This is a genomic window from Agrobacterium sp. rho-8.1 (assembly GCF_033957725.1).
In the GTDB taxonomy this organism is placed as follows: domain Bacteria; phylum Pseudomonadota; class Alphaproteobacteria; order Rhizobiales; family Rhizobiaceae; genus Agrobacterium.
Map to the genome: position 1 here is coordinate 1,130,563 of NZ_CP192789.1, position 24,438 is coordinate 1,155,000.

17 protein-coding genes and 1 riboswitch (1 of these 18 only partly in view) are annotated in these 24,438 nt (G+C 57.4%); of the genes, 11 read left to right on the forward strand and 6 right to left on the reverse strand.

The genetic code is table 11. From position 1 onward, the window contains the following. Nucleotides 1-52: 52 nt before the first annotated feature. The gene (locus RMR21_RS20135; protein WP_498671189.1) at nt 53-958 is read left to right on the forward strand and encodes an SMP-30/gluconolactonase/LRE family protein; all 906 of its coding nucleotides are present in this window, start codon (nt 53-55) and stop codon (nt 956-958) included. A 38-nt stretch (nt 959-996) separates the two neighbouring features. Continuing rightward, on the forward strand, nt 997-2,007 hold the full coding sequence (locus RMR21_RS20140) for a LacI family DNA-binding transcriptional regulator (RefSeq protein WP_498671190.1): 1,011 nt from the start codon (nt 997-999) through the stop codon (nt 2,005-2,007). Between the two features lie 127 nt (nt 2,008-2,134). On the opposite strand, the gene RMR21_RS20145 is transcribed toward RMR21_RS20140, so the two are convergent. Together RMR21_RS20145 and RMR21_RS20150 are read right to left on the reverse strand one after the other, a co-directional pair. Next, a complete protein-coding gene (locus RMR21_RS20145) occupies nt 2,135-2,803 on the reverse strand; it encodes a CerR family C-terminal domain-containing protein (protein ID WP_498671191.1) in 669 nt (222 codons plus the stop codon). Then, nucleotides 2,796-4,118, reverse strand: a complete 1,323-nt coding sequence (locus RMR21_RS20150; protein WP_498671192.1) for an oxygenase MpaB family protein — start codon at nt 4,116-4,118, stop codon at nt 2,796-2,798. Before RMR21_RS20150 ends, RMR21_RS20145 begins: the two co-directional genes overlap by 8 nt. 213 nt (nt 4,119-4,331) lie before the next feature. On the opposite strand from RMR21_RS20150, the gene RMR21_RS20155 reads away from it, so the two are divergent. The 5 genes from RMR21_RS20155 to RMR21_RS20175 all read left to right on the forward strand — a co-directional run bounded on the left by RMR21_RS20155 (nt 4,332) and on the right by RMR21_RS20175 (nt 11,623). After that, nucleotides 4,332-6,152 (forward strand): type I secretion system permease/ATPase, encoded by a 1,821-nt coding sequence (locus tag RMR21_RS20155; protein WP_498671193.1) that lies wholly within the window; start codon nt 4,332-4,334, stop codon nt 6,150-6,152. Next, nucleotides 6,145-7,455 carry an HlyD family type I secretion periplasmic adaptor subunit gene (locus tag RMR21_RS20160; protein ID WP_498671194.1) on the forward strand — a complete coding sequence of 437 codons (1,311 nt, stop codon included), beginning with the start codon at nt 6,145-6,147 and terminating at the stop codon, nt 7,453-7,455. The genes RMR21_RS20155 and RMR21_RS20160 overlap by 8 nt, the downstream gene beginning before the upstream one ends. 317 nt (nt 7,456-7,772) lie before the next feature. Next, nucleotides 7,773-9,695: a methyl-accepting chemotaxis protein gene (locus RMR21_RS20165; RefSeq protein ID WP_498671195.1), complete on the forward strand. Its 1,923-nt coding sequence runs from the start codon at nt 7,773-7,775 to the stop codon at nt 9,693-9,695. A 144-nt stretch (nt 9,696-9,839) separates the two neighbouring features. Beyond that, a complete protein-coding gene (locus RMR21_RS20170; RefSeq protein ID WP_498671196.1) occupies nt 9,840-10,559 on the forward strand; it encodes a GntR family transcriptional regulator in 720 nt (239 codons plus the stop codon). Between the two features lie 128 nt (nt 10,560-10,687). Next, nucleotides 10,688-11,623, forward strand: coding sequence for a dihydrodipicolinate synthase family protein (locus RMR21_RS20175; RefSeq protein ID WP_498671197.1), 936 nt, complete (start codon nt 10,688-10,690; stop codon nt 11,621-11,623). A gap of 69 nt (nt 11,624-11,692) precedes the next feature. On the opposite strand, the gene ribB is transcribed toward RMR21_RS20175, so the two are convergent. The 3 genes from ribB to RMR21_RS20190 all read right to left on the reverse strand — a co-directional run bounded on the left by ribB (nt 11,693) and on the right by RMR21_RS20190 (nt 15,905). Then, complete coding sequence (gene ribB / locus RMR21_RS20180; RefSeq protein WP_498671199.1) at nt 11,693-12,340, reverse strand: 3,4-dihydroxy-2-butanone-4-phosphate synthase; 648 nt, start codon at nt 12,338-12,340, stop codon at nt 11,693-11,695. A 113-nt stretch (nt 12,341-12,453) separates the two neighbouring features. Further along, nucleotides 12,454-12,598: riboswitch (FMN riboswitch) on the reverse strand. Nucleotides 12,599-12,744: 146 nt separating this feature from the next. Continuing rightward, entirely contained in the window at nt 12,745-14,508 is a 1,764-nt protein-coding gene (locus RMR21_RS20185; protein ID WP_498671200.1) for a peptidoglycan D,D-transpeptidase FtsI family protein, read from the reverse strand. Nucleotides 14,509-14,741: 233 nt separating this feature from the next. Next, nucleotides 14,742-15,905 carry a TadE/TadG family type IV pilus assembly protein gene (locus RMR21_RS20190; protein WP_498671201.1) on the reverse strand — a complete coding sequence of 388 codons (1,164 nt, stop codon included), beginning with the start codon at nt 15,903-15,905 and terminating at the stop codon, nt 14,742-14,744. A gap of 418 nt (nt 15,906-16,323) precedes the next feature. Between RMR21_RS20190 and RMR21_RS20195 the strand changes: the two genes are divergently transcribed. The 4 genes from RMR21_RS20195 (at nt 16,324) to RMR21_RS20210 (ending at nt 23,498) form a co-directional block, all read left to right on the forward strand. Beyond that, nucleotides 16,324-18,477: a catalase gene (locus RMR21_RS20195; RefSeq protein WP_498671202.1), complete on the forward strand. Its 2,154-nt coding sequence runs from the start codon at nt 16,324-16,326 to the stop codon at nt 18,475-18,477. A 359-nt stretch (nt 18,478-18,836) separates the two neighbouring features. Further along, complete coding sequence (locus RMR21_RS20200) at nt 18,837-19,151, forward strand: hypothetical protein (RefSeq protein WP_498671203.1); 315 nt, start codon at nt 18,837-18,839, stop codon at nt 19,149-19,151. Nucleotides 19,152-19,889: 738 nt separating this feature from the next. Then, complete coding sequence (gene clpB, locus RMR21_RS20205; protein ID WP_498671204.1) at nt 19,890-22,508, forward strand: ATP-dependent chaperone ClpB; 2,619 nt, start codon at nt 19,890-19,892, stop codon at nt 22,506-22,508. A 72-nt stretch (nt 22,509-22,580) separates the two neighbouring features. Beyond that, nucleotides 22,581-23,498 (forward strand): S66 peptidase family protein, encoded by a 918-nt coding sequence (locus tag RMR21_RS20210; protein WP_498671205.1) that lies wholly within the window; start codon nt 22,581-22,583, stop codon nt 23,496-23,498. A 17-nt stretch (nt 23,499-23,515) separates the two neighbouring features. Here RMR21_RS20210 and RMR21_RS20215 read toward each other — a convergent pair whose 3' ends face one another. Then, on the reverse strand, nt 23,516-24,438 hold the 3' end of the coding sequence (locus RMR21_RS20215; RefSeq protein ID WP_498671206.1) for a M23 family metallopeptidase. Its footprint extends 1,015 nt past the window's final position; only the last 923 of its 1,938 coding nucleotides appear in the window; its start codon lies off the right edge, out of view; its stop codon occupies nt 23,516-23,518.

Here is a 24,438-nt window from a genome sequence, read left to right on the forward strand (position 1 = left end):
ACCGATCGTTATCTTTGCGCGAAGTCTAAACAAGAGAGAAGGCGCCGACCAGATGTCATTTTTCGAAGTCGAAGACCCGGTCTTTTCCACCTTCGTGCTGGGGAATGCGCCGCTCAAGAAACTCGCTTCCGGCTTTGATTGGGTCGAAGGGCCGGTCTGGTTCGGAGACCATGAGTGTCTGTTGTTTTCCGATATTCCCAACAACCGCATCATGCGCTGGAGCCCGTCTGCGGGCGTTTCCGTTTTTCGCGAGCCCTCGAATTTTTCCAATGGTCATACGCGTGACGGGCAAGGCAGGCTGGTCAGCTGCGAGCACGGCACGCGGCGAGTTTCACGGACGGAACACGATGGGACGATCACGGTCATTGCCGACAGCTATCAAGGCAAACGGCTCAACTCCCCCAACGACGTGATCGTCGCTTCTGACGGTGCCATCTGGTTTTCCGATCCGCATTACGGCATTTCGACCGACTATGAGGGTTTCCGTTCCGAACAGGAACTGCCTTGCAACGTGTATCGTGTTGATCCGATCTCAGGCGAAATCCGTGCGGTCCTGACAGATTTCGATTGCCCGAACGGCCTGGCCTTCAGTCCTGATGAGAGGCGCCTTTATGTGGCTGATACCGGCCGAATGTTCTCCGATGATCCACGTCATATCCGCGTGTTCGACGTTGACGCGGGCTGGGGTTTGAGTGGCGGCGAGGTCTTTCATTCGATAGAGCCGGGTTGTGCGGACGGAATGCGTGTCGATGCTGCGGGCAATCTCTGGTCTTCCGCTGCCGATGGCGTTCACTGTATCGCGCCGGATGGTCATCGCCTCGGAAAGATTCTTGTGCCGGAGACCGTGTCCAACGTGTGTTTCGGTGGACGGAACGGACATAGGCTGTTTATCACCGCGACCACGTCGATCTATTCGGTGTCACTTGCCATTCGCGGCCATACGCGCGGGCGTCACTAAGACCGCAGGTGCGGCAACGAAGAGTGGGGTATTGGTGCATGCCAAACGACAGAACGCCGACGATGGCCGATATCGCGCGCGCGACAGGCGTGTCACCGATGACCGTCTCTCGTGCTTTCAAGGCAGGTGGCCTGGTCAATACCGAAACGCGTGACGCCATCTTGAAGGCGGCGGAAGATCTCGGTTATGTCTTCGATTCCACGGCGTCGAATCTTCGCTCGAAAAAAACCGATTTTATTGCTGTCACGATACCGTCGATCAACAACGCCAATTTTGCAGACACGGTTGGTGGATTGTCCGATGTGCTGAGCGCACAAGGTTTTCAGATCCTGCTTGGTTACACCAATTACGACATGCAGGAGGAAGAGCGCCTGATCGAAAACCTCCTGCGCCGTAAACCGCAGGCAATAGCCGTGACCGGTGGAAAGCATACGCGACGCGCGCGCAAACTGCTGGAGAATGCCAATATTCCGGTCATCGAAACCTGGGATGTTCCCGCAGAGCCAATCGGCCATTATGTCGGCTTTTCAAACGCGGATGCCGTGCGCAGCATGGTCGATCACTTCATAGAGGTCGGATACCGCCGGATCGCCTTCATCGGCGGTGATGCGAGCCGCGACACACGCGGCACCAACCGCCGCCATGGCTTCATCACGGCGTTGCGCGATCATGGTCTCGATCCTTCCAGATTGATCGACGCTGGCGCGCCGCCGATTTCGATGCGGGAAGGTGCCAATGCCATGGCACGGCTTCTGGACGAATTTCGCGATACCGAGGCGGTGATCTGTGTTTCCGACCTCTCCGCCTTCGGGGCTTTGACAGAATGTCAGCGCCGGGAAATCTCCGTACCGGAGCAAATCGCCATCGGCGGTTTTGGCGACTACGAGATCGGCGGCATTTCGGTACCAGCGCTCACCACCATCAATGCACACGCCCGCATGATTGGCGAGCGGACCGGGGCCCTTATTCTTGACCTCTTGTCGGGCAAGGACAGCGTTCCGCACGTAACCATTCAGCCTCAGCTTATTGTACGGGAAAGCAGCTTGTAGGTGGTCGTCCCGTGGGGCCGTGGTTCAGGTTGCAGAACTGTTTCCATGTAACAAAGATGCGCTCTGGATGTGGAGCCTCAATCAGTCACCTCGCTCTAAACCGGGACAACGTATTGAGGCTCCACATCTAGAGGCCCGTAACGGCGCGCTCAATCGCCTTGTCCAGCACGTCGAAGGTTTGCGATTGGCCTTGCTCAAGCCCCAGAATGCGCAGCGAGACATCCCGCCCTGTTCCAAATGCGAGCAGACTGGATATCAGCAGCAACGCGTCGGCGCGATCGGATTGCGTGACGGTTTGCGTTGTCCGGATGGCACAGATCAGTTGCGCCACCACCTCCACACCCGGTTGCCACAGCCGGTCATAGAGAATGTCAAAGGCCGGTCCGCGATCGCGAAGCTCCCGCATGGCAAAGTCTGCCTGCGCTTCCCCCGTCTTGCTGTCCAGAAACAGGCGCAACACCATCTTCAGCGTGTCGGACAAAAGCGTTCGGCATTGCTGCGGCGATGGTTGCCCGGATTGAAACAGATGCGCTGCATCGCTCATCAAAGACAGTGCCGATGCCTGATACGCGGCAACGATTTCTCGCGCACAAGCAAGGTAAAGACCTTCCTTGTTGCCGAAATGGTAGGCGATGGCGGGAAGGGCCACACCGGCGGAATCAGCGATCGCGCGCGTGGTTGCGCCGCTGAAACCCTTTAGTCCGAATTCGGACAGTGCCGCAGTCAGCACAGCCTGACGCGTGACGTCGCTCTTGGCATAGCTGCCGCGCAGCCGATCACCTGATCCATCAGCCATGGGGACGCCCCATCTTCGAGCCATCAGTGGTAAACTCGGCATGGCCATATCGCTTGAGCAATCCATGGAGTTTGCCCACGAGATGCCGGTCAGCCACATCACGCACGACGGGGATGTTGGAAAGCGTTCTGAACAGGCGAAGCTGCGAGAAGATGCGGGCAGCGGTGATCACAGCCAGATTGCGATCCCGGAATGTGTAACGCACGCCCATGGCCTCGGCGCGTGCCGTATCGCCTTTCAGAAAGTGCCGGATAAAGAAGAATTTGGCGAAACTGCGCTCCAGTTCACGGTCGATGCGGCCGAGTGGTGTCGGCTCGTGCGTAAGTTCCGCCTCCAGCGTGCCACGCACCAAGGAACCGCAGGTGGCATCATCGAAACCGCTGCGCAACGTGGCTTGACGCGCCAGCATCAGCCGGACGATCTCTTCAGGCGTTTCACCGAGGAGTTCCTTGGGCAGGCCCAGCAGGAAGCAACGATAACGCGCGATTTCGATACGGGCTTGCTCGTTTGCCGTAAACGGGCGTCCCGTTTGCAGCGCATCGGCGGCGATCAACAGGGAGCCGATCTGCCCGGCTGGCATCTGGTCCACCTGGGGTATGGGTACGCCATAGACACTGGTGTTCCACACGCCCTCGCGGCGCATGACGTTGACGCGCACCATGGAATGCATGAGCCGCACCATGGCGGCGGCCTTGAAGGCGGCGCCGTGCCGTTCCAGCGCGCCTGGCATGACGGTGAGCGTGAAGAAGGTCGCGGTTTCCAGAACGCGCTTTGCCGCAAGCTGATCGGACAGATTGCCTGTCAGCGCCATGGGAAGTGCTGAGTAACGGTTCATGAAGGTCGCGAGAAACGCACCCCGGATGGCGAAGGGAACGAGATGCGCATACTGGTTTCGCTCGATGCGGGCGCCTTCGTTCACCAGTGCCATGTCGATCCAGTCTGGCCTTGCTTCCATCGCGCCGATGAAGGCTGACAGTTCCGGCGGGGCATCGGGCACGGCCTCCACGCCCTTGTCACAGGCCAGTTGCAGCATATCGATCAATTGTCGGAAACTGAAGTCGCCCATACGGGCCGCGTAAGCGTCGGCCACGGCATCGCCGATCAGCGTGTAGGCAGCCATCTGCTCCACCAGTGCGTCATCCGCCAAAATCTCGGCTTTCATCGCGTCGAGACCGGGCAGGCTTTCACCGTCGCCCTCGACGGTGAAACGTTCGGGCGTTTGGGAGAAGTCGATTTTACCGTAGATCGCCGGGACCTGGGCGGCCTGCTGTTCGATCTGTTGCCACAGGGCAGGATGAAACTGTCGCTTCTGCATGGGATCATTCCTTTTCTATCAGTTGATAGATATCTATCGAATGATAGAATTCAAGTCTTATCGGTGATTTCTTGCAGTGTGAGATTTGGTGCGATTTCTGAGGATGTCAAAAATACCGATCGTCACTACCATGGTGCATGTCGTGCTCTGGGGCTTGCCGGAGGGTGAGCGTGACGCAAGGTCTATAACAGGACACAGCAGAGGACACGGTACATGGCGCGCGCCCAACACAACGCGTCGGCGCAGCATCTGGATTCGGCAGGCAAGTCGGCCTTTTCCCGGGCTGCGTTCGGCATCGGCATCATCAGCGGTGTAGTCAACCTGTTGGCGCTGACATCGCCCATTTTCATGCTGCAGGTCTATGACCGCGTGCTGTCCAGCGGCAGCGTTCCGACATTGGTCGGGTTGGCCATCCTCGCCATTGGACTTTACGCCATCCAGGCCATCCTCGACATCATCAGGGCGCGCATTTTGCTGCGCATCGGCGAGTCATTCGATAACCGCCTGTCGGGCAAGGTGCACGACGCGGTCGTCCGCTTGCCGCTCTCGTCGCGTATGCCGGGCGATGGTTTGCAGCCGCTTCGCGATCTGGACAATGTGCGGGGTTTCCTGTCCGGGCAGGGGCCGACCGCATTGTTCGACCTGCCCTGGATGCCGCTCTATCTCGGCCTGTGCTTCCTCTTCCATGTCTGGATCGGGGTGACGGCCTTGGCGGGCGCAATCGTGCTGGTCGCTTTGACATTGTTCACGAACGCTCTCTCGCGAAAGCCTATCCACGATGTGATGACCTCTAACATGAAGCGTAACGGCCTGCTGGAGGGCGCGCGGCGCAATGCAGAGGTTGTCCGCGCTATGGGCATGGGAAAGCGGGTCGGCTCCCGCTGGGCATCTGCCAACGGTGATTATCTCGCTGCAAACAGAAAGGCGGGCGATGTCTCCAACATGCTGGGCACCATTTCCAGAACGCTGCGGGTCATCCTGCAATCGGCCATTCTAGGTGTCGGGGCCTATCTCGTTATTCGGCAGGAGGTGACCGGGGGTGTGATGATTGCCAGTTCGATCATGATGGGCAGGGCACTGGCGCCGGTCGATCTTGCCATCGCCAACTGGAAGCCGTTCTTGATGGCGCGGCACAGCTGGCGGCGGCTCAAAGACTTGCTGGCGACAATTCCGCAGGATGGCCCTGTGACTGCGCTGCCATCGCCCACCAGAGATATCAGCGTCGAAGGTATCGTGCTCGTTCCGCCGGGCGAAAAGAAGCCGACTGTCATGGGGTTGGACTTTTCGTTGCGCGCCGGCAGTGCTCTGGGCGTCATCGGAGCATCCGGGTCCGGAAAAACCACCCTGTCGCGCGCGCTGGTCAATGCCTGGACGGTCACGTCGGGAAAAATTCGCCTGGATGGCGCCAGTCTCGACCAGTGGGACAACGAGGCGCTCGGCCGACACATCGGATATCTGCCGCAGGGTGTGGAGCTGTTCGACGGAACAGTGGCACAAAACATTGCCCGGTTCGAAGACGATGCGGACCCGAAGGACATTATTGCCGCTGCAAAATCGGCGGGCGCCCATGAGCTCATTCTTCGTTTCGAGGAGGGCTACGAGACACCCATCGGTGAAGGCGGTAGTGCGCTTTCGGCTGGCCAGAGGCAGCGGATCGGTCTGGCGCGTGCGCTGTATCGCGATCCGTTTCTGGTCGTGCTCGATGAGCCGAATGCCAATCTCGATGCGCAGGGCGAGGCTGCGGTGATGAATGCAATCGCGTCTGTCCGCTTGCGGGGTGGTATTGCGATCGTGGTGGCGCATCGCCCCAGTGCAATCGGCGCTGTCGATCTCGTTCTGGTGATGGAGGCCGGGCGACAAAAAGCCTTCGGGCCGCGTGACGAGGTTCTGTCGAAAGTTCTGCAAGGTGCCGAAACTGTTCCCCATGTGCCGAAGAGCTTCTCGGTGACGGCCTATGGCGTGCGCCCCCTTCGTGCCGCGGCGCAGCAGTTGGAGACGGTTGGCGGCGACGTAACGGAGGGACGGGATGTCTAGCATGAACGCGTTCGATGTCTCCCGATCCATTCGCCGCCATCTGCTGGCCGGGGTCGCGGCATGCTTTGTGCTGGTGGGTGGTGCAGGCGCGTGGGCTTCCGTCACGTCGCTGTCAGGGGCCGTGGTTGCGCAAGGCCACTTCGTGGTCGGATCCTACGTCAAGAAAGTCCAGCATCCCAGCGGCGGTGTCGTGTCAGATATTCTGGTGAGGGAGGGCGATGCGGTCAAGGCGGGCGATGTTCTCATGCGGCTGGACGCGACCCAAACGCGCGCCAACCTTGCCATTGTGACCAAAAGGCTCGACGAACTGATGGCCCGCTTGGCCCGGCTTGAGGCAGAGCGGGACGATCTGGAGGAGATCAGATTTCCAGAGGCAATCCTGGCACGCCGCTTGGAGCCCGATGTCGCCGGGGTAATCCATAGCGAAACGCGGCTGTTCGAATTCAGGCGGCAGGCGCGAGCGGGAAAGAAGGCGCAGCTATCAGAACGCATCACCCAGTTTGGCCACGAGATCGATGGGCTGAAAGCCCAGGAAGCGGCCTACAATGATGGAATGGTGGTGCTGAAGCAGGAGATAACCTCGCTGACGGCCCTTCGCAAGAAAGGCGTGGTATCTGACCAGCGCCTGAACGGGCTGAAGACGCAGATTGCGACATTTGGCGGAGAGCGTGGTGAGAAGATCGCCTATCAGGCGCAGGTCGCGGGCAAAATTTCCGAGACACATCTGCAAATTCTCCAGATCGATCAGGATTTGAAATCCGAGGTCAGCAGCGAACTCAAGGACGTTCAGGCGCAGGTCGGGGAGTATATCGAGCGAAAGATTTCAGCCGAGGATAATTTGAAGCGGGTCGATATCATCGCGCCGCAATCGGGCTTTGTCCACCAGCTTGCCGTTCACACCGTGGGTGGTGTCATCAGCCCCGGCGAGATCATCATGTCGATCGTGCCGGAACAGGATGATCTCGCACTCGAAGTACAGATCGCGCCTAAGGATATCGATCAGATCCGCGTTGGCCATGACGCGATGCTGCGGATGTCTGCCTTCAATCAGCGCATCACGCCGCAATTGAAAGCCAAGGTGACGCTGGTCGCTGCCGATCTGACGACAACGGAAAGGACGGGCGCTTCCTATTACGTCGTGCGCCTGACGATTGCCGATGGGGAACTGGCGAAATTGGATGGGCTGAGGCTCGGTCCCGGCATGCCCGCGGAAGCCATGGTGAAGACCGGAGACCGGACTGCGCTTTCCTACCTTCTCAAGCCGCTGACAGACCAAATCAACCGAGCGTTTAAGGAAGAGTAGAAGCAAGGCAAGGTTTAGGAAATGCAGTGGCATTGTTAACCTTTAAAATCGCTCTTGGATTGTAATCTTACGTAACGTAAGCCAATATTCTGCGTTATATGGGTAGAATTTCTAGTATTAGTATTTTTGTTTATACTGAATTTCAGACATAAAGACCGCCCGTTAACCTACTTGAAAGCACCCGTGCCTCACAACAAAGGTCTCACAGTCACTTCATGACGAAGGGTCTTTCTGTTCTGGCAGCACGATGGCGGGCCCACGGTTGTGGTGTCGCGGATGTGTCGCGCCGGTTTGCTCGCATTACCCTCCGAGGAACCATGTCATTTCTGCAAAATGCGAAAGTTCGCACAAAGATTCTGTCCCTGATCGTGCCCGTCGCGCTGCTCGGCCTTGTTGGCCTCGGCGTCGTTTCAAATAATTACAGTACAACCGATGACGCCTATTCGGATATTCTCTCGAAAAACGTCATTGCCTCCACGGAGCTTTTCCGCGCGAATACCGCCCTGGTTTCCGTCGGTTACGATGCCACGCTCGGCCTGATGATGCGTGAGCAGTCTGCTGATACCGCGAAGGTCGAAGAAGCCTACAAGGCGGATATTGCGACGACGAAACGACGTCTTGATAACGTAAAAACGCTGCTGCCGGAGCTTGCTGGTCAGACAAACGAGTTGTCCGGTCGCGTCGACCAGATTGTTGCCATGACCGACAAGATCTGGGAAAGCGCAAAAGCGGGAGATTTCCAGAGCGGACGTCAGATGCTGACGACCGTCAATCCGCTGATTGACAAGTGGCGTGGCGATATCCGCGTGATCAGCGAGAGCAACCTAGCTCTTGTCGCTTCGAAATCGAACGATATGTCTGCGCAGACATCGTCGACGATCACCTCGACGTTGATCGCTCTCGGTGTGCTGTTTGCCGCAGCCATCGCCCTTGCTCTGTTTGTGTCTGCTCGTGGCATTACCAGCCCGATCGACCGGTTGCGTGCTCGCATGGTCTCTCTTGCCAATGGCGAAACGCAGGCAGAGATTGACGGCCTTAATCGTCGCGATGAAATCGGCCAGATGGCGGAAGCCGTTGCTGTGTTCCGCAACAACGCTCTCGAGCGCATCCGTTTGGAACAGGAAGCCGATGCCAACCGCAGCCTGTCGGAGAAGGAACGGATTGCCCGCGAAGAGCAGAAGACCAGAGAAGCCGCAGACACCAGCTTTGCCGTCGATAATCTGGCCGATGCGCTGTCGCGCCTGGCCGATGGTGATGTGTCCTACCGCATCAGCCAGCCTTTCGTTCAGCATCTGGACGTGGTTCGCGCCAACTTCAACTCGTCTGCCGAAAAGCTGCAGTCTGCCCTGAACCGCGTGGCCGACAATGCCCGTGGCATCGACGCCGGTGCCAACGAAATCCGCGCTGCCGCCGACGATCTGGCCAAGCGTACCGAACAGCAGGCCGCATCGGTGGAAGAAACCGCCGCTGCGCTCGAGCAGATCACCACGACGGTCAAGGACAGCACCAAGCGCGCCCAGGAAGCCGGTCAGCTGGTGTCCAGGGCCCGCACCGGTGCCGAACAGTCCGGCGACGTGGTCCGCAAGGCCGTGATTGCCATGGAGCAGATCGAAAAGTCGTCGTCCGAGATTTCCAACATCATCAGCGTGATCGACGAGATCGCCTTCCAGACCAACCTTCTGGCGCTCAACGCCGGTGTGGAAGCGGCCCGTGCTGGTGAAGCGGGCAAGGGCTTTGCGGTCGTTGCACAGGAAGTGCGCGAACTGGCCCAGCGTTCCGCAAACGCTGCCAAGGATATCAAGGCGCTGATCACGACATCGAACGGCCAGGTCCAGCAGGGCGTGCAGCTGGTCGGTGAAACGGGTCGTGCGCTGGAAACCATCGTTGCCGAAGTCCAGGAAATCAACCGTCACGTCGTGGCGATCGTGGATGGCGCGCAGGAACAGTCCTCCGGTCTCCAGCAGATCAACACGGCTGTGAACCAGATGGACCAGGACACACAGAAGAACGCCGCCATGGTGGAAGAGCAGACGGCAGCCAGCCATACGCTGGCCCGCGAAGCCGCCTCGCTCAACCATCTTCTGGGCCAGTTCAAGCTGGGCGGTGGTTACGAAGCACCGGTGCGCCAGGCCACGCAGGCAGAACGTCCCGTCCAGTCTCCAGCGCGTGCGCTGGGCCGCAAGGTGGCGTCCGCCTTCAACGGCAATGCCGCTGTGAAATCGGATTGGGAAGAGTTTTGAGCCGGATGGCTTGAACGACCCGATGATAAGGTGAAGATCAAAACCGCCCGTGCTTGTCGCGGGCGGTTTCTTGTATGGGGATTTCGTTATTGCGTTGAATGTCGTAAACGAAAATATCAATATGGTTGCAGGATGCGGGTGCAGATGAATACGAACGACAGGGTTGACGACAAGGAGCGGCAGGCGCCCCGTCGCGGTTTCGGTGTCTCCACTGTTTATGAGACGCTTCGTAATGAAATCATCGAGCTCAAGCTGGCGCCGGGTAGCCCCATTGACGAGGTGCAGCTTTCCGACCGTTTCGAGTTGTCGCGCACACCGATCCGCGAGGCGCTGGTCAAACTGTCTGCCGAAGGGCTGATCACGACCCTGACGAACCGCGCAACCATCGTGTCGCAGATCGACTTTCTCGGCCTGCCGGAATTTTTCGACGCGCTGACGCTGATGTACCGCGTTACCACCCGGCTTGCGGCGGCAAACCATACGGCGGATAACATCGTCACCATCAGGGCATTTCAGGCATCGTTCGAAAGGGCGGTGGATGAGCGCGACGTGCTGGCGATGATTTCCACCAACCGCGATTTTCATCTGGCTATCGCCTATGCGGGCGGCAATCGCCATTATTGCGAGCTGTTCACCCGGCTTCTGGACGAAGGGCGTCGCATCCTTCGCCTTTATTACTCCTCTTTCAATGATGTGCTCCCGCGTGATTATGTCAGCGAGCACGAACACATGATCCAGACGATCATGTCGCGGGACGTCGAAAGGGCCGATAAGGTGGCGCTTGTTCATGCGGACCAGATCGTTCAGCAAATCCGGTCCTATATCACGGCAGATACGAGACAGAGCGTCGATATCCGGCTCTGAGATCTGGTGGGAAGCAATATCCCGAGACTTCGGAATGCAGCCGTTACGGTTTGTATTTTATTTGTCGACAGAGAAGCGTTTCCTTGTTAATGAATGTCTCATAGTTGATTTGGAACGAGGCGACGACAATGGCAGATACGATTTTCACTGGCTGCATTCCTGCTCTCATGACCCCCTGCAAACCGGATCGGACACCCGATTTCGACGGCTTGGTCAAGAAGGGCAAGGACCTGATCGACGCTGGCATGTCGGCTGTCGTCTATTGCGGTTCCATGGGTGATTGGCCGCTTCTGACCGATGCGGAGCGCCAGGAAGGTGTGCGTCGGCTGGCCGAAGCGGGTATCCCGGTGATTGTCGGCACGGGCGCCATCAACACGAAATCGGCCGTCAGCCACGCGGCTCATGCTGCCAAGGTGGGTGCCAAGGGATTGATGGTCATTCCGCGTGTGTTGTCGCGCGGGTCGTCTTCGTCCGCCCAAAAGGCGCATTTTTCGGCCATTCTCGAAGCGGCGAATGGCTTGCCAGCCGTGATTTATAACAGCCCCTATTATGGCTTTGCCACCCGCGCGGACCTGTTCTTCGATCTGCGCTCGCGTTACGCCAACCTGATTGGTTTCAAGGAGTTCGGCGGCAAGGCGGATATGACCTATGCGGCTGAAAACATTACCGCTGGCGATGACGCCCTGACCCTGATGGTGGGTGTCGATACCGGCGTCTATCACGGCTTCGTCAATTGCGGCGCAGGGGGTGCCATCACAGGCATCGGCAATGCGCTGCCAAAGGAAGTCCTTCATCTCGTGTCTTTGTGCCAGAAGGCGGCAGAAGGCGACGCGACAGCGCGTCGTGATGCGCTGGAACTCGAGGAAGCACTGACCATTCTGTCCACCTACGACGAGGGCCCTGATCTCGTGCTGCACTACAAATATCTGATGGTGTTGAACGGTGACACGGAATACGCGTTGCACTTTAATGAGAGTGACGAATTGAGCGCTTCCCAGCGGCGTCAGCTCGAAACGCAATATGCGCTCTTCAAGTCCTGGTACACGTCGCGTTACGCGAACTGATCTGCGGCTTTAGCCTTGATCTTGCTTTGAAAAATGCGCCCCGAAAGGGCGCATTTTGCTTTTCAGCGTTCAGGCAACCTGCTTTTCAGCCATGTCGCTTGCGATGTGTTCACGCGCCGTCAGATAATCGACCAGATCCTTGATCGTCACGACGGGCAGGCCGTGACGTTTCGCAAAGACGAGCAGGTGTGGCAGCCGTGCCATGGTGCCATCGTCATTCGCGATTTCGCAGATCGTGCCGCTGGGGAATTTGCCCGCCAGACGGCACAAATCGACTGCGGCCTCGGTATGGCCCGTGCGCCCGAGAACGCCAAGCGGATGGGCGCGCAACGGGAAGATGTGTCCGGGACGGGCGAAGTCATCCGGTTTGGTTTCCGGCGACACGAGCGCGCGAATGGTGCTTGCGCGATCGCTGGCGGAGATGCCGGTCGTGGTCCCCGGAATATAGTCCACGGACACGGTGAATGCCGTTTTATGAAACTCGGTGTTGCGCGGCACCATCAGTGGAATATCGAGTTCGTCCAGCCGTTCGCCCGGAACGGCCACGCAGATGAGACCGCGAGCGTGGTTCATCATGAACGCAATCTGCTGCGGGGTGATACTGTCGGATGCGACGATAATATCACCTTCGTTTTCACGATCCTCGTCATCCACAACGATGATCATCTCACCGTGCGCAATGGCTGCTATCGCATCGTCTATTGTCGAAATCGTCATGTCTTGCCTTTCAAGGGTTATGCCGTTTCCGGCACTTTCGCGTTTTTGGAAAAACGCCAAGTCTCCCTTGGGCGAACAACGCAGCGTATCCCGCTGTTTGCGGGTTTCTGCCACCTCGTTCTCTTCCATCCGGACTATACCGTCGGCTCCGGCATCTCACCGGATCTGCTGACCTTTCGGTAAAACCGAAAGCGCTCGCGGGCTGCGGGTAAACCCGATACCGCCGGTGGGGAATTGCACCCCGCCCTGAGAACAAGTGAAACATAGAATATGGACATGCCGTCAAGCAAGATGAAAATTATCCTTCACAAGGCTGATTTGGGAAAAGAATTTGCGCTGTGAGCCGTCTCGCAACCATGATGATCGTCTATCGTCCTGATGGATACCACTCCTATCTGTTGCTGCTAGTAGTCTAAAAGCTGGCTCTGGGCATCAGGCGCACCAAACCGCGGTTTGACACCAAGCAGGGGAGCGGTTCTGCCAATAATCTGCTTCATCATCGGAGCGGCGGTGGATGCGGCCGTGCGTCCCCCTTGCTCTCCCGAAACCGGCGCATCGATGATCGAGAGCGCAACATATCGTGGCTTGTCCATCGGGAAGGCGGCGACAAACGCATTGAAATTGATGTCCGAGGCGTAGCGACCATTGATGACCTTGTCGGCGGTACCGGTTTTGCCCCCGACGTGAAAACCCTCGACTTGCGCACTTCTGCCCGAGCCCTTGATCCCATTCCAGTTGTACAGGTAGCGCATGTCGGCGCTGGTCTGTTCTTTGATAACCTTTTTCTTGATCACGTCGGCCTGTTGCCTGGACCGCGTCAGAAAGGTCGGTGAAATGAGATTGCCACCATTCATTAAGGCGGCTGCCGCGACCGCCGTTTGCAGAGGGGTCGTTGCCACACCATGGCCGAAAGAGATCGTGACGGAGTTGATCTTCTTCCAGACGCGTGGCTGTGTGGGAATTGCAACCCCCGGCATTTCCGTGTCCATCTTGGACAAAAGACCGAGCTTGGTGAGAAACTGCTGGTGGCCCTCTATGCCAACTCTGTCGGCGACGGCGGCAGTGCCGATGTTCGAAGAATATTGAAACACTTCAGGGATCGTGAGCGCACGATTTTTTCCCTTGAAATCCTTGATGGTAAATCCACCCATACGAATTGGCTTTGAGGCGTCCATCACGGAGTTCAGATTGATTTTGCCTTCATCGAGGCCCATCGCCAGGGTGAAGCTTTTGAACGTGGACCCCATCTCGAACGTCGCGTTGCTGATCCGATTGAACCAGCCTTTTTCGTATTCCGTATCGACACGACCGTCTGCAAGCAGGCGTGATGGCTGATTGGGATCGTAGTCCGGGACCGACGCCATGGCGATCACTTCGCCCGTCTCGACATCGATGATGACGGCACCGGCGGCTTCCGCTTTGTAATTGATCATCGCATTGGAGACGATATCGCGAACGATGCTCTGAACCCTGATGTCAATGGAAAGCTTGACGGGTTCCAACGGTACGTCGCTCGTCAGACCGGCGGCCCGTAAATCAGACAGGCCCTGCTGGTCAAGGTATCTTTCGATACCAGCCAGCCCCTGATTGTCGACATTCACATGTCCAAGAATATGGGATGCAGTCACGCCGCCAGGATAGAACCGTCTTTTTTCCGGACGAAAGCCCACGCCCGGGATCCCCAGCTTCAAGATCTCAGCCTGCTGCCGCGGCGTGAGCTGACGGCGCAGCCACTGAAACGCGGTCTTGGAACTGAGCTTCTTATGTGTATCCAGCCAATCGAGATTGGGGATGACCAAGGCCAGCTTTTCCACGACCTCGTCGGCATCGACGATTTTCCTCGGGTCCGCGTACAGCGAGACCATATTCAAATCGGTCGCAAGAAGTTCGCCGTTACGATCGAGTATGTCGGGTCTGGACGCGATGACGTTTTGCGGAGGGATTGATTCTGTTATCTCCGGTTCCGCGATCCCATACTGAACCAGTCGCGCGCCAACCACCAGAAATATGACGGCAAATGTCGCGATCAGCATGCCCAGTCGCTGCCGGGCGTTTGTCCGTCTCTCTGCTGCGCCGCCCGACTGGGACCGGACGTGTCTTCCATCGTTGATAGACGCTTCCAGATGTGCCGTGCGTTTGATGGCGGCGATGCGAGACATCATGCTCATTGTGAATGATCCGAAATATGGGGAGTGCACAATACGATTTGCAAGGAAGCGGCTAAAATACATCTTCCTGGGGAACACTACGCATTTATCAGTAAAAAAATGGTAAATTTTATCTTAAAGGTTGTGCACACGAAACTGTCATGCAGCAGTGTTCCCCGACCTGACGGTCCACCGTGAGGTCGGGTCGAGAGGACGCAAGCGTGCCATCCCCGCACCTTGAACCCGATGACGCCTTATCTCACCAATCGAGCTGCGGTTTTCGCTCCGCTGTCGCCGCCGTCGTAGGATTTCAGCGTCCAGTTGGCCGAGTTGATGATCATGGTGTTGACCACCAACGAAATCTTATTGGCCTGATTGGTGGTTGAATTATAGGTCACATCGCGGTTGGGAAGATAGATGATGCCCTCCAACGTCTCGCCGTTGGATCCGTTGAAGATGTACTGGCGCGTGTTCGATCCAACGGTCATGTTGCTTGTTTTCTCGAACATCAAAACGCCCTTGTAGACACCGCTCGTTGGTGGCGAGGCTTTGAAGGTGAGGCCCCCATTGGCGCGGATCTCGCTGTCGATGTCGGGAAAATAGAACGTCACGCCATTTGCGATGACCGTCGAGTTGCTGTTGATGATCATGCGTCCCTTGACGATATGAAGACCTGGTTCGAAGGTGACCGTCGGGCTGCCGTTGAATGTCAGATCGCAATGCATGCCCGGCTTGATCGACTGCGTTTGCCCGTCCTTCGTGCCGCTGTCGGTGCAGGTGCTCGGAAGTTTCGGCTCGGCTATTTTACCCGCGTATGGATCGGTCGACGCGTTGCAACCGACCTGCAGGTTGTTCAACGTGCCGCCATTCTTGATGTACTGCGTGCCTTTTACGCAAAACCGTGTCGTGTCGATCGTCGAACCACTGTTCATGATGAATGCCGGATTGCTGACGGATTGCACGTCTATACCGCAATCTTCGCTTTTTACCCGGGCACCGGAATTGACCAGAACCGCCTGATTTTGATTTCCCAGAACATAAAGACAGGCACCGGTCGATTTCGCTTTCGGTGCGAAAGCTGTGGCCGATACCGAAATCGGCATCGTGTTCATGCCGATCAGCGGCAGAAATGACGGTTTGAAGTCTGCCTTATAGTCGCCGGTGACACTTCCATCCGAATTGGAAGCAACCGACACGGCATTTTTTAAATCGATGCTCTGACCGTCCTGGGAAACCAGATCGCTCAAAAAATTCTCGATTTCGCTTCGTTGTGCCTGGGGCGTTGCTTTTGTTGCAGCGGCCAGAACGCCAGCATCAAGCTTTTCCTGCAAGTGCCTTTTCTCGGTCATGGCATTCATGACATCGACCGCACCCCCGGCTGAGACCAGCAAGATCGGTGCCATCAGGGCTGCAAGCATCCCGAAATTTCCAGCGCTGTTCCCGATCAAATTTCTATGTTTGGCCCACAGGGTGGAAACTGTCGAACTCATCGTCACGATACGAAGCCTCAATATAAATACATACTGTATATTCAATAATTTCAATTATTTAAAAATATAAGAATATGTAGGATAACTGTTATATTAAGAATTCGATATCGTTTTTAACGATGCGGCGGCGGTGGCACTCTGGTCACTATCGCTTCCGGCTTCACCGGCTGGAGACGAAGACCGCAGGGTGGGTTGGGTGCGCAATATCGACCGAAACCTCATTATATTAGGGAACCGTCAGGGGTGGCGAACATTCTCTCTAGTGAGCAGCCCAGCCGTTGGCAATCCACCGCCAGCACATGCGCTTCGGGTTATCTTCCCCTCAATCCTTGAAAAGGGAAATTCCATGACAAAGCGCAGTGACAGCGAAAATTCGCCAAGCAATGAAAACGCATTGAGGGCTCAGCCTCCCGGCAGCGGACAGTTCACACCTGAACAGCGTTACGCTGAAGGTGGCGAGCTGCATCAGGAGGTTAAGGACAACGACGCTGCTGATGGTACGTTTTTGACCGATAATTTCGGACATCGGATCTCCGACAATCAGAACAGTCTGAAGGCGGGGAGCCGAGGCCCCACGCTTCTTGAGGACTTCGTTCTCAGAGAAAAAATCTTCCATTTCGACCATGAGCGGATACCCGAACGGATCGTGCATGCGCGCGGATCGGGTGCACACGGAGTCTTTGAGTGCACCAAGAGCATTCCGGGCCTGACGAAAGCCTCCATTTTTCAACAGGCGGGCAACTCCTGTCCCGTCTTCGTCCGCTTTTCCACCGTTGCTGGCGGTGCGGGATCGGTTGACACCCCTCGTGACGTCAGGGGCTTTGCGGTCAAGTTCTACACCGAGACGGGTAATTGGGATTTGGTCGGCAACAATATTCCGGTCTTTTTCATTCAGGACGCGATCAAGTTCCCCGACCTCATTCACAGCGTCAAGATGGAGGCGGACCGAGGCTATCCGCAGGCCGCATCCGCCCATGATACGTTTTGGGATTTCATCAGCCTGATGCCGGAATCCATGCACATGATCATGTGGGCGATGTCGGATCGTACGATACCGCGGTCTTTTCGGATGATGGAAGGATTCGGCGTTCACACCTTCAGGTTCGTCAATGAGAAGGGCGAGGGCAAGTTCGTGAAGTTCCACTGGAAGCCTCACCTCGGTCTGGCGTCCACGACATGGGACGAAGCGGTCAAAATTGCAGGTGCGGACCCGGATTTCCAACGACGCGACCTGTTTGAAGCCATCGATAAGGGCGACTTCCCCGCTTGGGATCTGGGCATACAGGTCTTCGATGAGGAGTGGGCAATGAAGCAGCCCTACGACGTGCTGGATGCGACGAAACTCATTCCTGAAGAAGACATCCCCGTCGAGATTATCGGGAAAATGACCCTGAACCGGAACGTCGATAACTTTTTTGCCGAGACGGAACAGGTCGCGTTTCTTCCCAGCAACGTCATACCTGGCATCGATTTCAGCAACGATCCTCTGTTGCAGGGAAGACTGTTCTCCTATCTCGATACGCAAAAATCGCGGTTGGGAACAACGAATTTCCATCAAATCCCGGTCAATGCTCCCAAGTGTCCGTTTCATAATTTCCAACGCGATGGCCTCATGCAGACGCTTGTTCCGAAAGGACGGGCGAACTACGAGCCGAACAGCCTGTCTCAGGCGGGCGAAGACGGTGGGCCCCGTGCATCTGCAACGAGTGGTTTTGCGACCGTTCGTGAAAACGGCGAACGGAACGATCCAACGCAGAAGCTGCGCCAGCGCGACGCTCTGTTTGCAGACCACTACAGCCAGGCACGCATGTTCTTCAATTCGCAAACGGATAACGAGAAAGCCCACATCGTCTCGGCGATTATTTTTGAACTTTCGAAGGTTCAGATGCCGCATGTCAGAACAAATGTCGTGTCCAATCTCCGCAATATCGACGAGGGGCTAGCCCAAAGAGCCGCGGATGGTTTGGGAATCGATCTGCCGGAAAAGTCGACGCCCGCAAAACAACCAATCGATATGGCAACGTCAGACGCATTGTCCATTCAGAAGAACGACCCCAGAACCCTGAAGGGCCGTAAGGTCGGCATCCTCTTCGACGAAGGATCCAACAAGGCGTCCATCGACAAATTGGTCGGCGATATCGAAAAAGCAGGCGGCACCGCTTTTCTTGTCGCAAGAAAAGTGGGCGGCTTGAAAGTCTATGGGGGTGAACTGAAGGCCGATGGACAATTGGCCGGCTCGCCATCGTTCATTTTCGATGCCGTCGCTTCGGTGTTGGCGCCCGAGGCTGCTGAAAAGCTCAAGAAAGAAGCCGCCGCAGTACAATGGTTCATGGATGCCTACGGACACTGCAAAACCATTGGTTACTGCAAGGCTACCAAACTGCTGCTTGACCGAGCCAATGTCGAAATTGACGATGGCGTTGTCCCGATCGAGCAATTCATGAGCGTCGCTGCGCAAAGACACTGGGACAGAGAACCGTCCGTCCGAGAGCTCCCATAAACCCTGTGTAATGACTGTAGCGGCACCCGTTGCCGCTACAAGCCCGCATAACAAGGGGAGAGCAACGGGCTTTGTTTTGTGTCACGTTCTTGGTGTCAAAAGGGGGAAATCACACCCTCCGACGCGCCTATCAAAAATACTTCCCAACCAAATCAATATCTTACCAAAAAACCGCGAAAAACAGCAAAAAACACGCTGCAGTTTTCTCCACGGCGTGCGAATCGCCCGCACAATCTCCCCGTTCCGCCCTCGGATACACCGCAAGGCGTTGCGGCGAGGCGGAACCGGCGCTGGTGGTGAGGGGGTTACGCAACCTCTCATCGCCGGGGTCCGGCAGCGAATCCCCCCGGCGGCAACGGGTGGGGCGTGGCACCGGTTTCGGACCGGCCGGTGCACCGCTCCCGATGTTCGGACCGGACCGGCATGCCTGCCTCGAATATCCTGACGGGTTTCGAGATCCAGGCATTGCCGCTCCTGTCCGCCCGCCGCCGGGTGTACCGACAGCTCATCGGCTCCTGGTCGAACGCGACCGCGAGGAGTGTGAAGCGAAAGTCAGGCGGTACACAGGCAAACGCTGCATCTGCCCGGCATCCTCGAAAGGGGAGAAAGGGCAGATGTGGCCGAACTGGCAGGTGGGGCGTTTCGGCAACGAAGCACCCGCCGCCCGGAGGTGAAGGGTTGGACCTTGAACATGTCCGACCGGTGAACCGGCAGGGTTCAGGCCCTTCGCCATCCGGGATGCGCCAGCCGTGGCAAGAGGATCGCAGGCGGGCACAAACCGCTGAACGGGGCGCTGAGAGGTGCCAATTCTATTCTACCAAACGAGGCAGCTTGCAGCGCCCCGTCCGCATACCATGGCCGACAAGGCCGTGGACCCTAAGAAAGAGAGCAAGCCACGGGCAGATGCTGCCGCGTGAACGGCGAAGCGTATCTACGAGGTGGCCGGGGTTTTTGACAGGATGACTATGGGAGCACGGAGTGCGCGGTTTATCCCCCTCTGCCCTGCCGGGCATCTCCCCCACAAGGAGGGAGGTCGGCCAGACGCATGTTCATCGCCTCGTCTTCAACGTTCAAGAGGAGCGAGAGTTAACCGCGATTCGATCTCCCCACCCGTGGGGGAGACGCCCGGCAGGGCAGAGGGGGGCAAGCCACACTCGCGACATTCGTGAACGTCCCCCAAACCCCATCAGGAAAAATCACCACACCCCCATCAGCCACCTCTTTAAACCAGCAAAATTCCATACCATATCAAGCCCATCAGAGTGGAATATGCAGCAACGCTTTCCACTCAAGGCGGTAACGGCAAATCCAAAAAGCCTGTTATCGTAGCGGGGCTCGCCGCTTCAGGGGGCCTCAACCCCAACATTCCAAACTGTGCCGAAGACGGGCAGGGCGGTAAAAGGAGTTATGAGATGAACATCGAAAAATATTCCGAACGTGTTCGTGGATTTCTGCAATCGGCGCAGTCCTTTGCGCTTGCCGAGAACCACCAGCAATTTGCTGCCGAACACGTCTTGAAAGTGCTTCTGGACGATGAACAGGGCATGGCGGCAGCCCTGATCGAGCGCGCTGGCGGCAATGCCAAGGAAGCGCGGCTGGCCAATGATGCGGCGCTTGCCAAATTGCCGAAGGTTTCCGGTGGCAATGGCGGCCTGTCGCTGACGGCACCGCTTGCCAAGGTTTTCTCAACAGCCGAAGATATCTCGAAGAAGGCAGGCGACAGTTTCGTCACCGTCGAGCGGTTGTTGCAGGCGCTGTCCGTCGAAACGTCTGCATCGACGTCCGCCTCGTTGAAAAAGGCCGGTGTCACCGCGCAGGCCCTCAATCAGGTCATCAACGATATCCGAAAAGGCCGCACGGCTGATGGCGCCAATGCCGAACAGGGCTTCGATGCGCTTAAAAAATATGCGCGAGACCTGACGGCAGAGGCGCAGGACGGGCGGCTTGATCCGGTGATCGGTCGCGACGACGAGATCCGTCGCACCATGCAGGTTCTGTCGCGTCGCACCAAGAACAACCCCGTGCTGATCGGTGAACCCGGCGTCGGTAAAACGGCGATTGCCGAAGGCTTGGCCTTGCGCATCATCAATGGCGATGTGCCGGAAAGCCTCAAGGATAAGAAGCTGATGGCGCTCGATATGGGCGCGCTGATTGCCGGTGCGAAATATCGCGGTGAATTCGAAGAGCGTCTGAAGGCCGTTCTGAACGAAGTACAGGCTGAAGCTGGCGGCATCATCCTCTTCATCGATGAAATGCACACGCTGGTCGGTGCGGGCAAGGCAGATGGCGCGATGGATGCGTCCAACCTGCTCAAGCCAGCTCTGGCGCGCGGCGAGCTGCATTGCGTTGGCGCGACCACGCTGGATGAATATCGCAAGCATGTCGAAAAGGACCCGGCGCTGGCCCGTCGCTTCCAGCCCGTCATCGTCAGCGAGCCGACGGTTGAGGATACGATCTCGATCCTGCGTGGCCTCAAGGAAAAATACGAGCAACACCACAAGGTTCGCATCTCGGATTCGGCCCTGGTGGCGGCTGCTACGCTGTCCAATCGCTACATCACCGACCGCTTCCTGCCGGATAAGGCCATCGATCTGATGGACGAAGCCGCCTCGCGCCTTCGCATGCAGGTGGACAGCAAGCCGGAAGAATTGGACGAGCTGGATCGCCGCATCATCCAGCTCAAGATCGAGCGGGAAGCCCTGAAGCAGGAAACAGACACGTCGTCTGCCGATCGGTTGAAGAAGCTTGAGGATGAGCTGGCAGACACGGAAGAAAAAGCCGATGCGCTGACGGCCCGCTGGCAGGCGGAAAAGCAGAAGCTCGGCCTTGCCGCAGACCTGAAGAAGCAATTGGACGAAGCCCGCAACGAATTGGCGACGGCCCAGCGCAACGGTCAGTTCCAACGTGCGGGCGAGTTGACCTATGGCATCATTCCAAGCCTTGAAAAGGAACTTTCCGCTGCGGAAGAACGCGACAGCAGCGGTGCCGCGTCAATGGTTCAGGAAGTGGTGACGGCGGATAATATCGCCCATGTCGTCTCTCGCTGGACCGGCATTCCAGTCGACCGGATGCTGGAGGGTCAGCGTGAAAAGCTGCTGCGCATGGAAGACGAGCTTGCCAAGTCGGTTGTCGGTCAAGGCGAGGCGGTTCAGGCCGTGTCCAAGGCGGTTCGCCGCTCTCGTGCCGGTTTGCAGGATCCGAACCGTCCCATCGGCTCCTTCATCTTCCTCGGCCCGACCGGCGTCGGCAAGACCGAACTGACCAAGGCGCTGGCGCGCTTCCTCTTCGATGACGAGACCGCGATGGTTCGCCTCGACATGTCGGAATATATGGAGAAACACTCCGTTGCCCGACTGATCGGTGCACCTCCAGGCTATGTCGGATACGAAGAAGGTGGCGCACTGACGGAGGCCATTCGTCGTCGCCCTTACCAGGTCGTGCTGTTCGACGAGATCGAAAAGGCGCATCCCGACGTTTTCAACGTTCTGCTGCAGGTGCTGGACGATGGCCGTCTGACCGACGGGCAGGGCCGAACTGTCGATTTCAAGAACACCATCATCATCATGACCTCGAACCTCGGTTCCGAGTTCCTGACCCAGATGGGCGATAATGACGACGTCGGTTCTGTGCGGGAACTGGTGATGGAACGCGTGCGCGGTCATTTCCGTCCCGAGTTCCTCAACCGTATCGACGACATCATCCTGTTCCATCGCCTGCACCGCAACGAAATGGGTGCCATTGTCGAAATCCAGCTGCATCGTCTTGTGGCTCTGCTCAGTGACCGCAAGATATTGCTCGAACTGGACGAGGATGCCCGCAACTGGTTGGCCGACAAGGGTTACGATCCCGCCTATGGCGCGCGCCCTCTCAAGCGCGTCATCCAGAAAAACGTCCAGGATCGCCTCGCTGAACTCATCCTCAGCGGCGAGATCCCCGATGGCTCGGGTGTCAAGGTCACCTCCGGCACAGACAGGCTGCTGTTCAAGGTCAAGCCGCCACGGCTGGATGTTGAAACCGCAGACGCGGCATGACGACACAAGAAGGGGCTCCAGCGATGGAGCCCTTTTTGTCTATCACTCGCCAACGCACCGGAGTTGCTTTTTGTGAGCCAGAGAACAGTCCTTCCCTGCGGAAAGCTAAAGGTTGGTGATCTGATACGGTATGTTTCGCCAGCCAGCACGCCAGAAAAGCAGACCACCTTAAAACGCGCAGAGGCATTGGAGGCGCTGGGGTTCCGGGTCGATTTCGGCTCACACGCTTTTTCGAAATATGCCTGGATGGCGGGTACGGACGAAGATCGTATCGCCGATCTCAACACCGCCATCCGCGATCCACAGGTGCGCGCCATCTTTGCCACACGGGGAGGCAAGGGATCCTACAGGATTGCCGACCAAATGGATTTCGATGCAATTCGCCGTGATCCCAAACCCCTCCTCGGCTTCAGTGATATCACCGCACTTCATTTGATGTCGTTGAAGCAGTGTGGATTGGTTGGATTGCACGGCGCGGTCTTCGGTGATGAGGCAACCGGCATCGATCAACCCAATCTCGAACTGCTCTATCAGATGTTGACCGGCCACGGAGAAGCGATTTTCGAAACACGATCTGAAGAGCCGACGGCCGCGTTGACGACAAAAGGTGAGGCACAAGGCAGGTTGATCGGTGGCAATCTCGATATAATCGGAACCATGGCTGGCTGGGGATTGCCTGATCTGGCGGGAGCAATCCTTCTTATCGAAGCCGTCGACTGCTTCCCGGGAAGGATAGACCGTGTGCTGACATCTCTCCGAAAAGCCGGTCATCTGGACGGCATAGTTGGTGTTGCGATTGGTCAATTTACCACGTCCGATGTCACGCAGGCCAGACGCATCGTCGAGCTCTTGCGGGACCATCTCGAAGGGTTGAATGTTCCAATGCTCGGAGGTCTACCGTTCGGTCACGGCCGCCAACCATTGAGCGTTCCGATCGGAACGCTTACGCGACTTGACGCGAGCGCCGGTACTCTGGCCGTCGCCTACTGAGATCACGAGGAAATGCCTTAACGGCTCGCAACCTGTTCGGGCTTGGTCTCGATGTTCAGCAGTGTATCGATACGACGTCTCTCATCGGAAAAGCGTGCAAGCGCCTCTCCGGAAAGCGACTTGCCGCCCGGCAGGCGTACCTTCATGGCATCGACCTTGGTTCCATTGACGATCAGCTCGTAATGCAGATGGGCTCCGGTCGAGAGACCGGTCGATCCGACATAGCCGATCACCTGACCCTGTGTCACGCGCGCACCTTCGGTCACGCCCTTGGCAATCGCATTCTGGTGATTATAGGATGAGACATAGCCATTCGCGTGCCGGATCAGTGTCTGGTTGCCGTAACCGGATGCCCAGCCGGCCTTTTCCACGACACCGTTGCCCGTGGCAATGATGGGCGTTCCGCGCGCGGCGGCCCAGTCGGTACCTGTGTGCATGCGGCTGAAACGAAGAACCGGGTGGCGGCGCATGCCGAAGCCTGATGTCATGCGTCCGTTCGGCACGGGATTGCGGATCAGGAACTGACGGATGCTTTTGCCCTGGCCGTCAAAATAATCGACACTGCCGTCATCCGGGTTCTGGAAACGATAGAAGCGTGTTTCGTTGTCGCCGAACTTGGCGTTGACATAGAGAAGTTCGGACTGATCGGTGGCTTTTCCATCCGGCCCCTGAACCGAGAAGAAGGCCTCGAGAGAATCCGTCGGCTTCAACTGCGCCTGGAAGTCCACACTGCTGGCCAGCAGCTTCACCAGTTGCGCCACCATCGTCTGGTTCATGCCGTAGGTGAGGGCAGCGCGGTAAACGCCATCATAGACGCGCGGCAGATCGCGGTTGGCTGTCAAAGGTGCATTGCTGCTGTCGAACGCGGTTGCGACCGCATCCAGATGCGGCGGCTCGCTTGCGCGCACAAACTGTTTGGTATCGTCGGTTGCAACCGTTA

Bases quoted from the DNA above. Each gene is read 5' to 3' on its own strand.
- RMR21_RS20135 (WP_498671189.1), top strand. From the start codon at position 53: ATGTCATTTTTCGAAGTCGAAGACCCGGTCTTTTCCACCTTCGTGCTG.
- RMR21_RS20140 (WP_498671190.1), top strand. From the start codon at position 997: ATGCCAAACGACAGAACGCCGACGATGGCCGATATCGCGCGCGCGACA.
- RMR21_RS20145 (WP_498671191.1), bottom strand. From the start codon at position 2,803: ATGGCTGATGGATCAGGTGATCGGCTGCGCGGCAGCTATGCCAAGAGC.
- RMR21_RS20150 (WP_498671192.1), bottom strand. From the start codon at position 4,118: ATGCAGAAGCGACAGTTTCATCCTGCCCTGTGGCAACAGATCGAACAG.
- RMR21_RS20155 (WP_498671193.1), top strand. From the start codon at position 4,332: ATGGCGCGCGCCCAACACAACGCGTCGGCGCAGCATCTGGATTCGGCA.
- RMR21_RS20160 (WP_498671194.1), top strand. From the start codon at position 6,145: ATGTCTAGCATGAACGCGTTCGATGTCTCCCGATCCATTCGCCGCCAT.
- RMR21_RS20165 (WP_498671195.1), top strand. From the start codon at position 7,773: ATGTCATTTCTGCAAAATGCGAAAGTTCGCACAAAGATTCTGTCCCTG.
- RMR21_RS20170 (WP_498671196.1), top strand. From the start codon at position 9,840: ATGAATACGAACGACAGGGTTGACGACAAGGAGCGGCAGGCGCCCCGT.
- RMR21_RS20175 (WP_498671197.1), top strand. From the start codon at position 10,688: ATGGCAGATACGATTTTCACTGGCTGCATTCCTGCTCTCATGACCCCC.
- ribB (WP_498671199.1), bottom strand. From the start codon at position 12,340: ATGACGATTTCGACAATAGACGATGCGATAGCAGCCATTGCGCACGGT.
- RMR21_RS20185 (WP_498671200.1), bottom strand. From the start codon at position 14,508: ATGAGCATGATGTCTCGCATCGCCGCCATCAAACGCACGGCACATCTG.
- RMR21_RS20190 (WP_498671201.1), bottom strand. From the start codon at position 15,905: ATGCTTGCAGCCCTGATGGCACCGATCTTGCTGGTCTCAGCCGGGGGT.
- RMR21_RS20195 (WP_498671202.1), top strand. From the start codon at position 16,324: ATGACAAAGCGCAGTGACAGCGAAAATTCGCCAAGCAATGAAAACGCA.
- clpB (WP_498671204.1), top strand. From the start codon at position 19,890: ATGAACATCGAAAAATATTCCGAACGTGTTCGTGGATTTCTGCAATCG.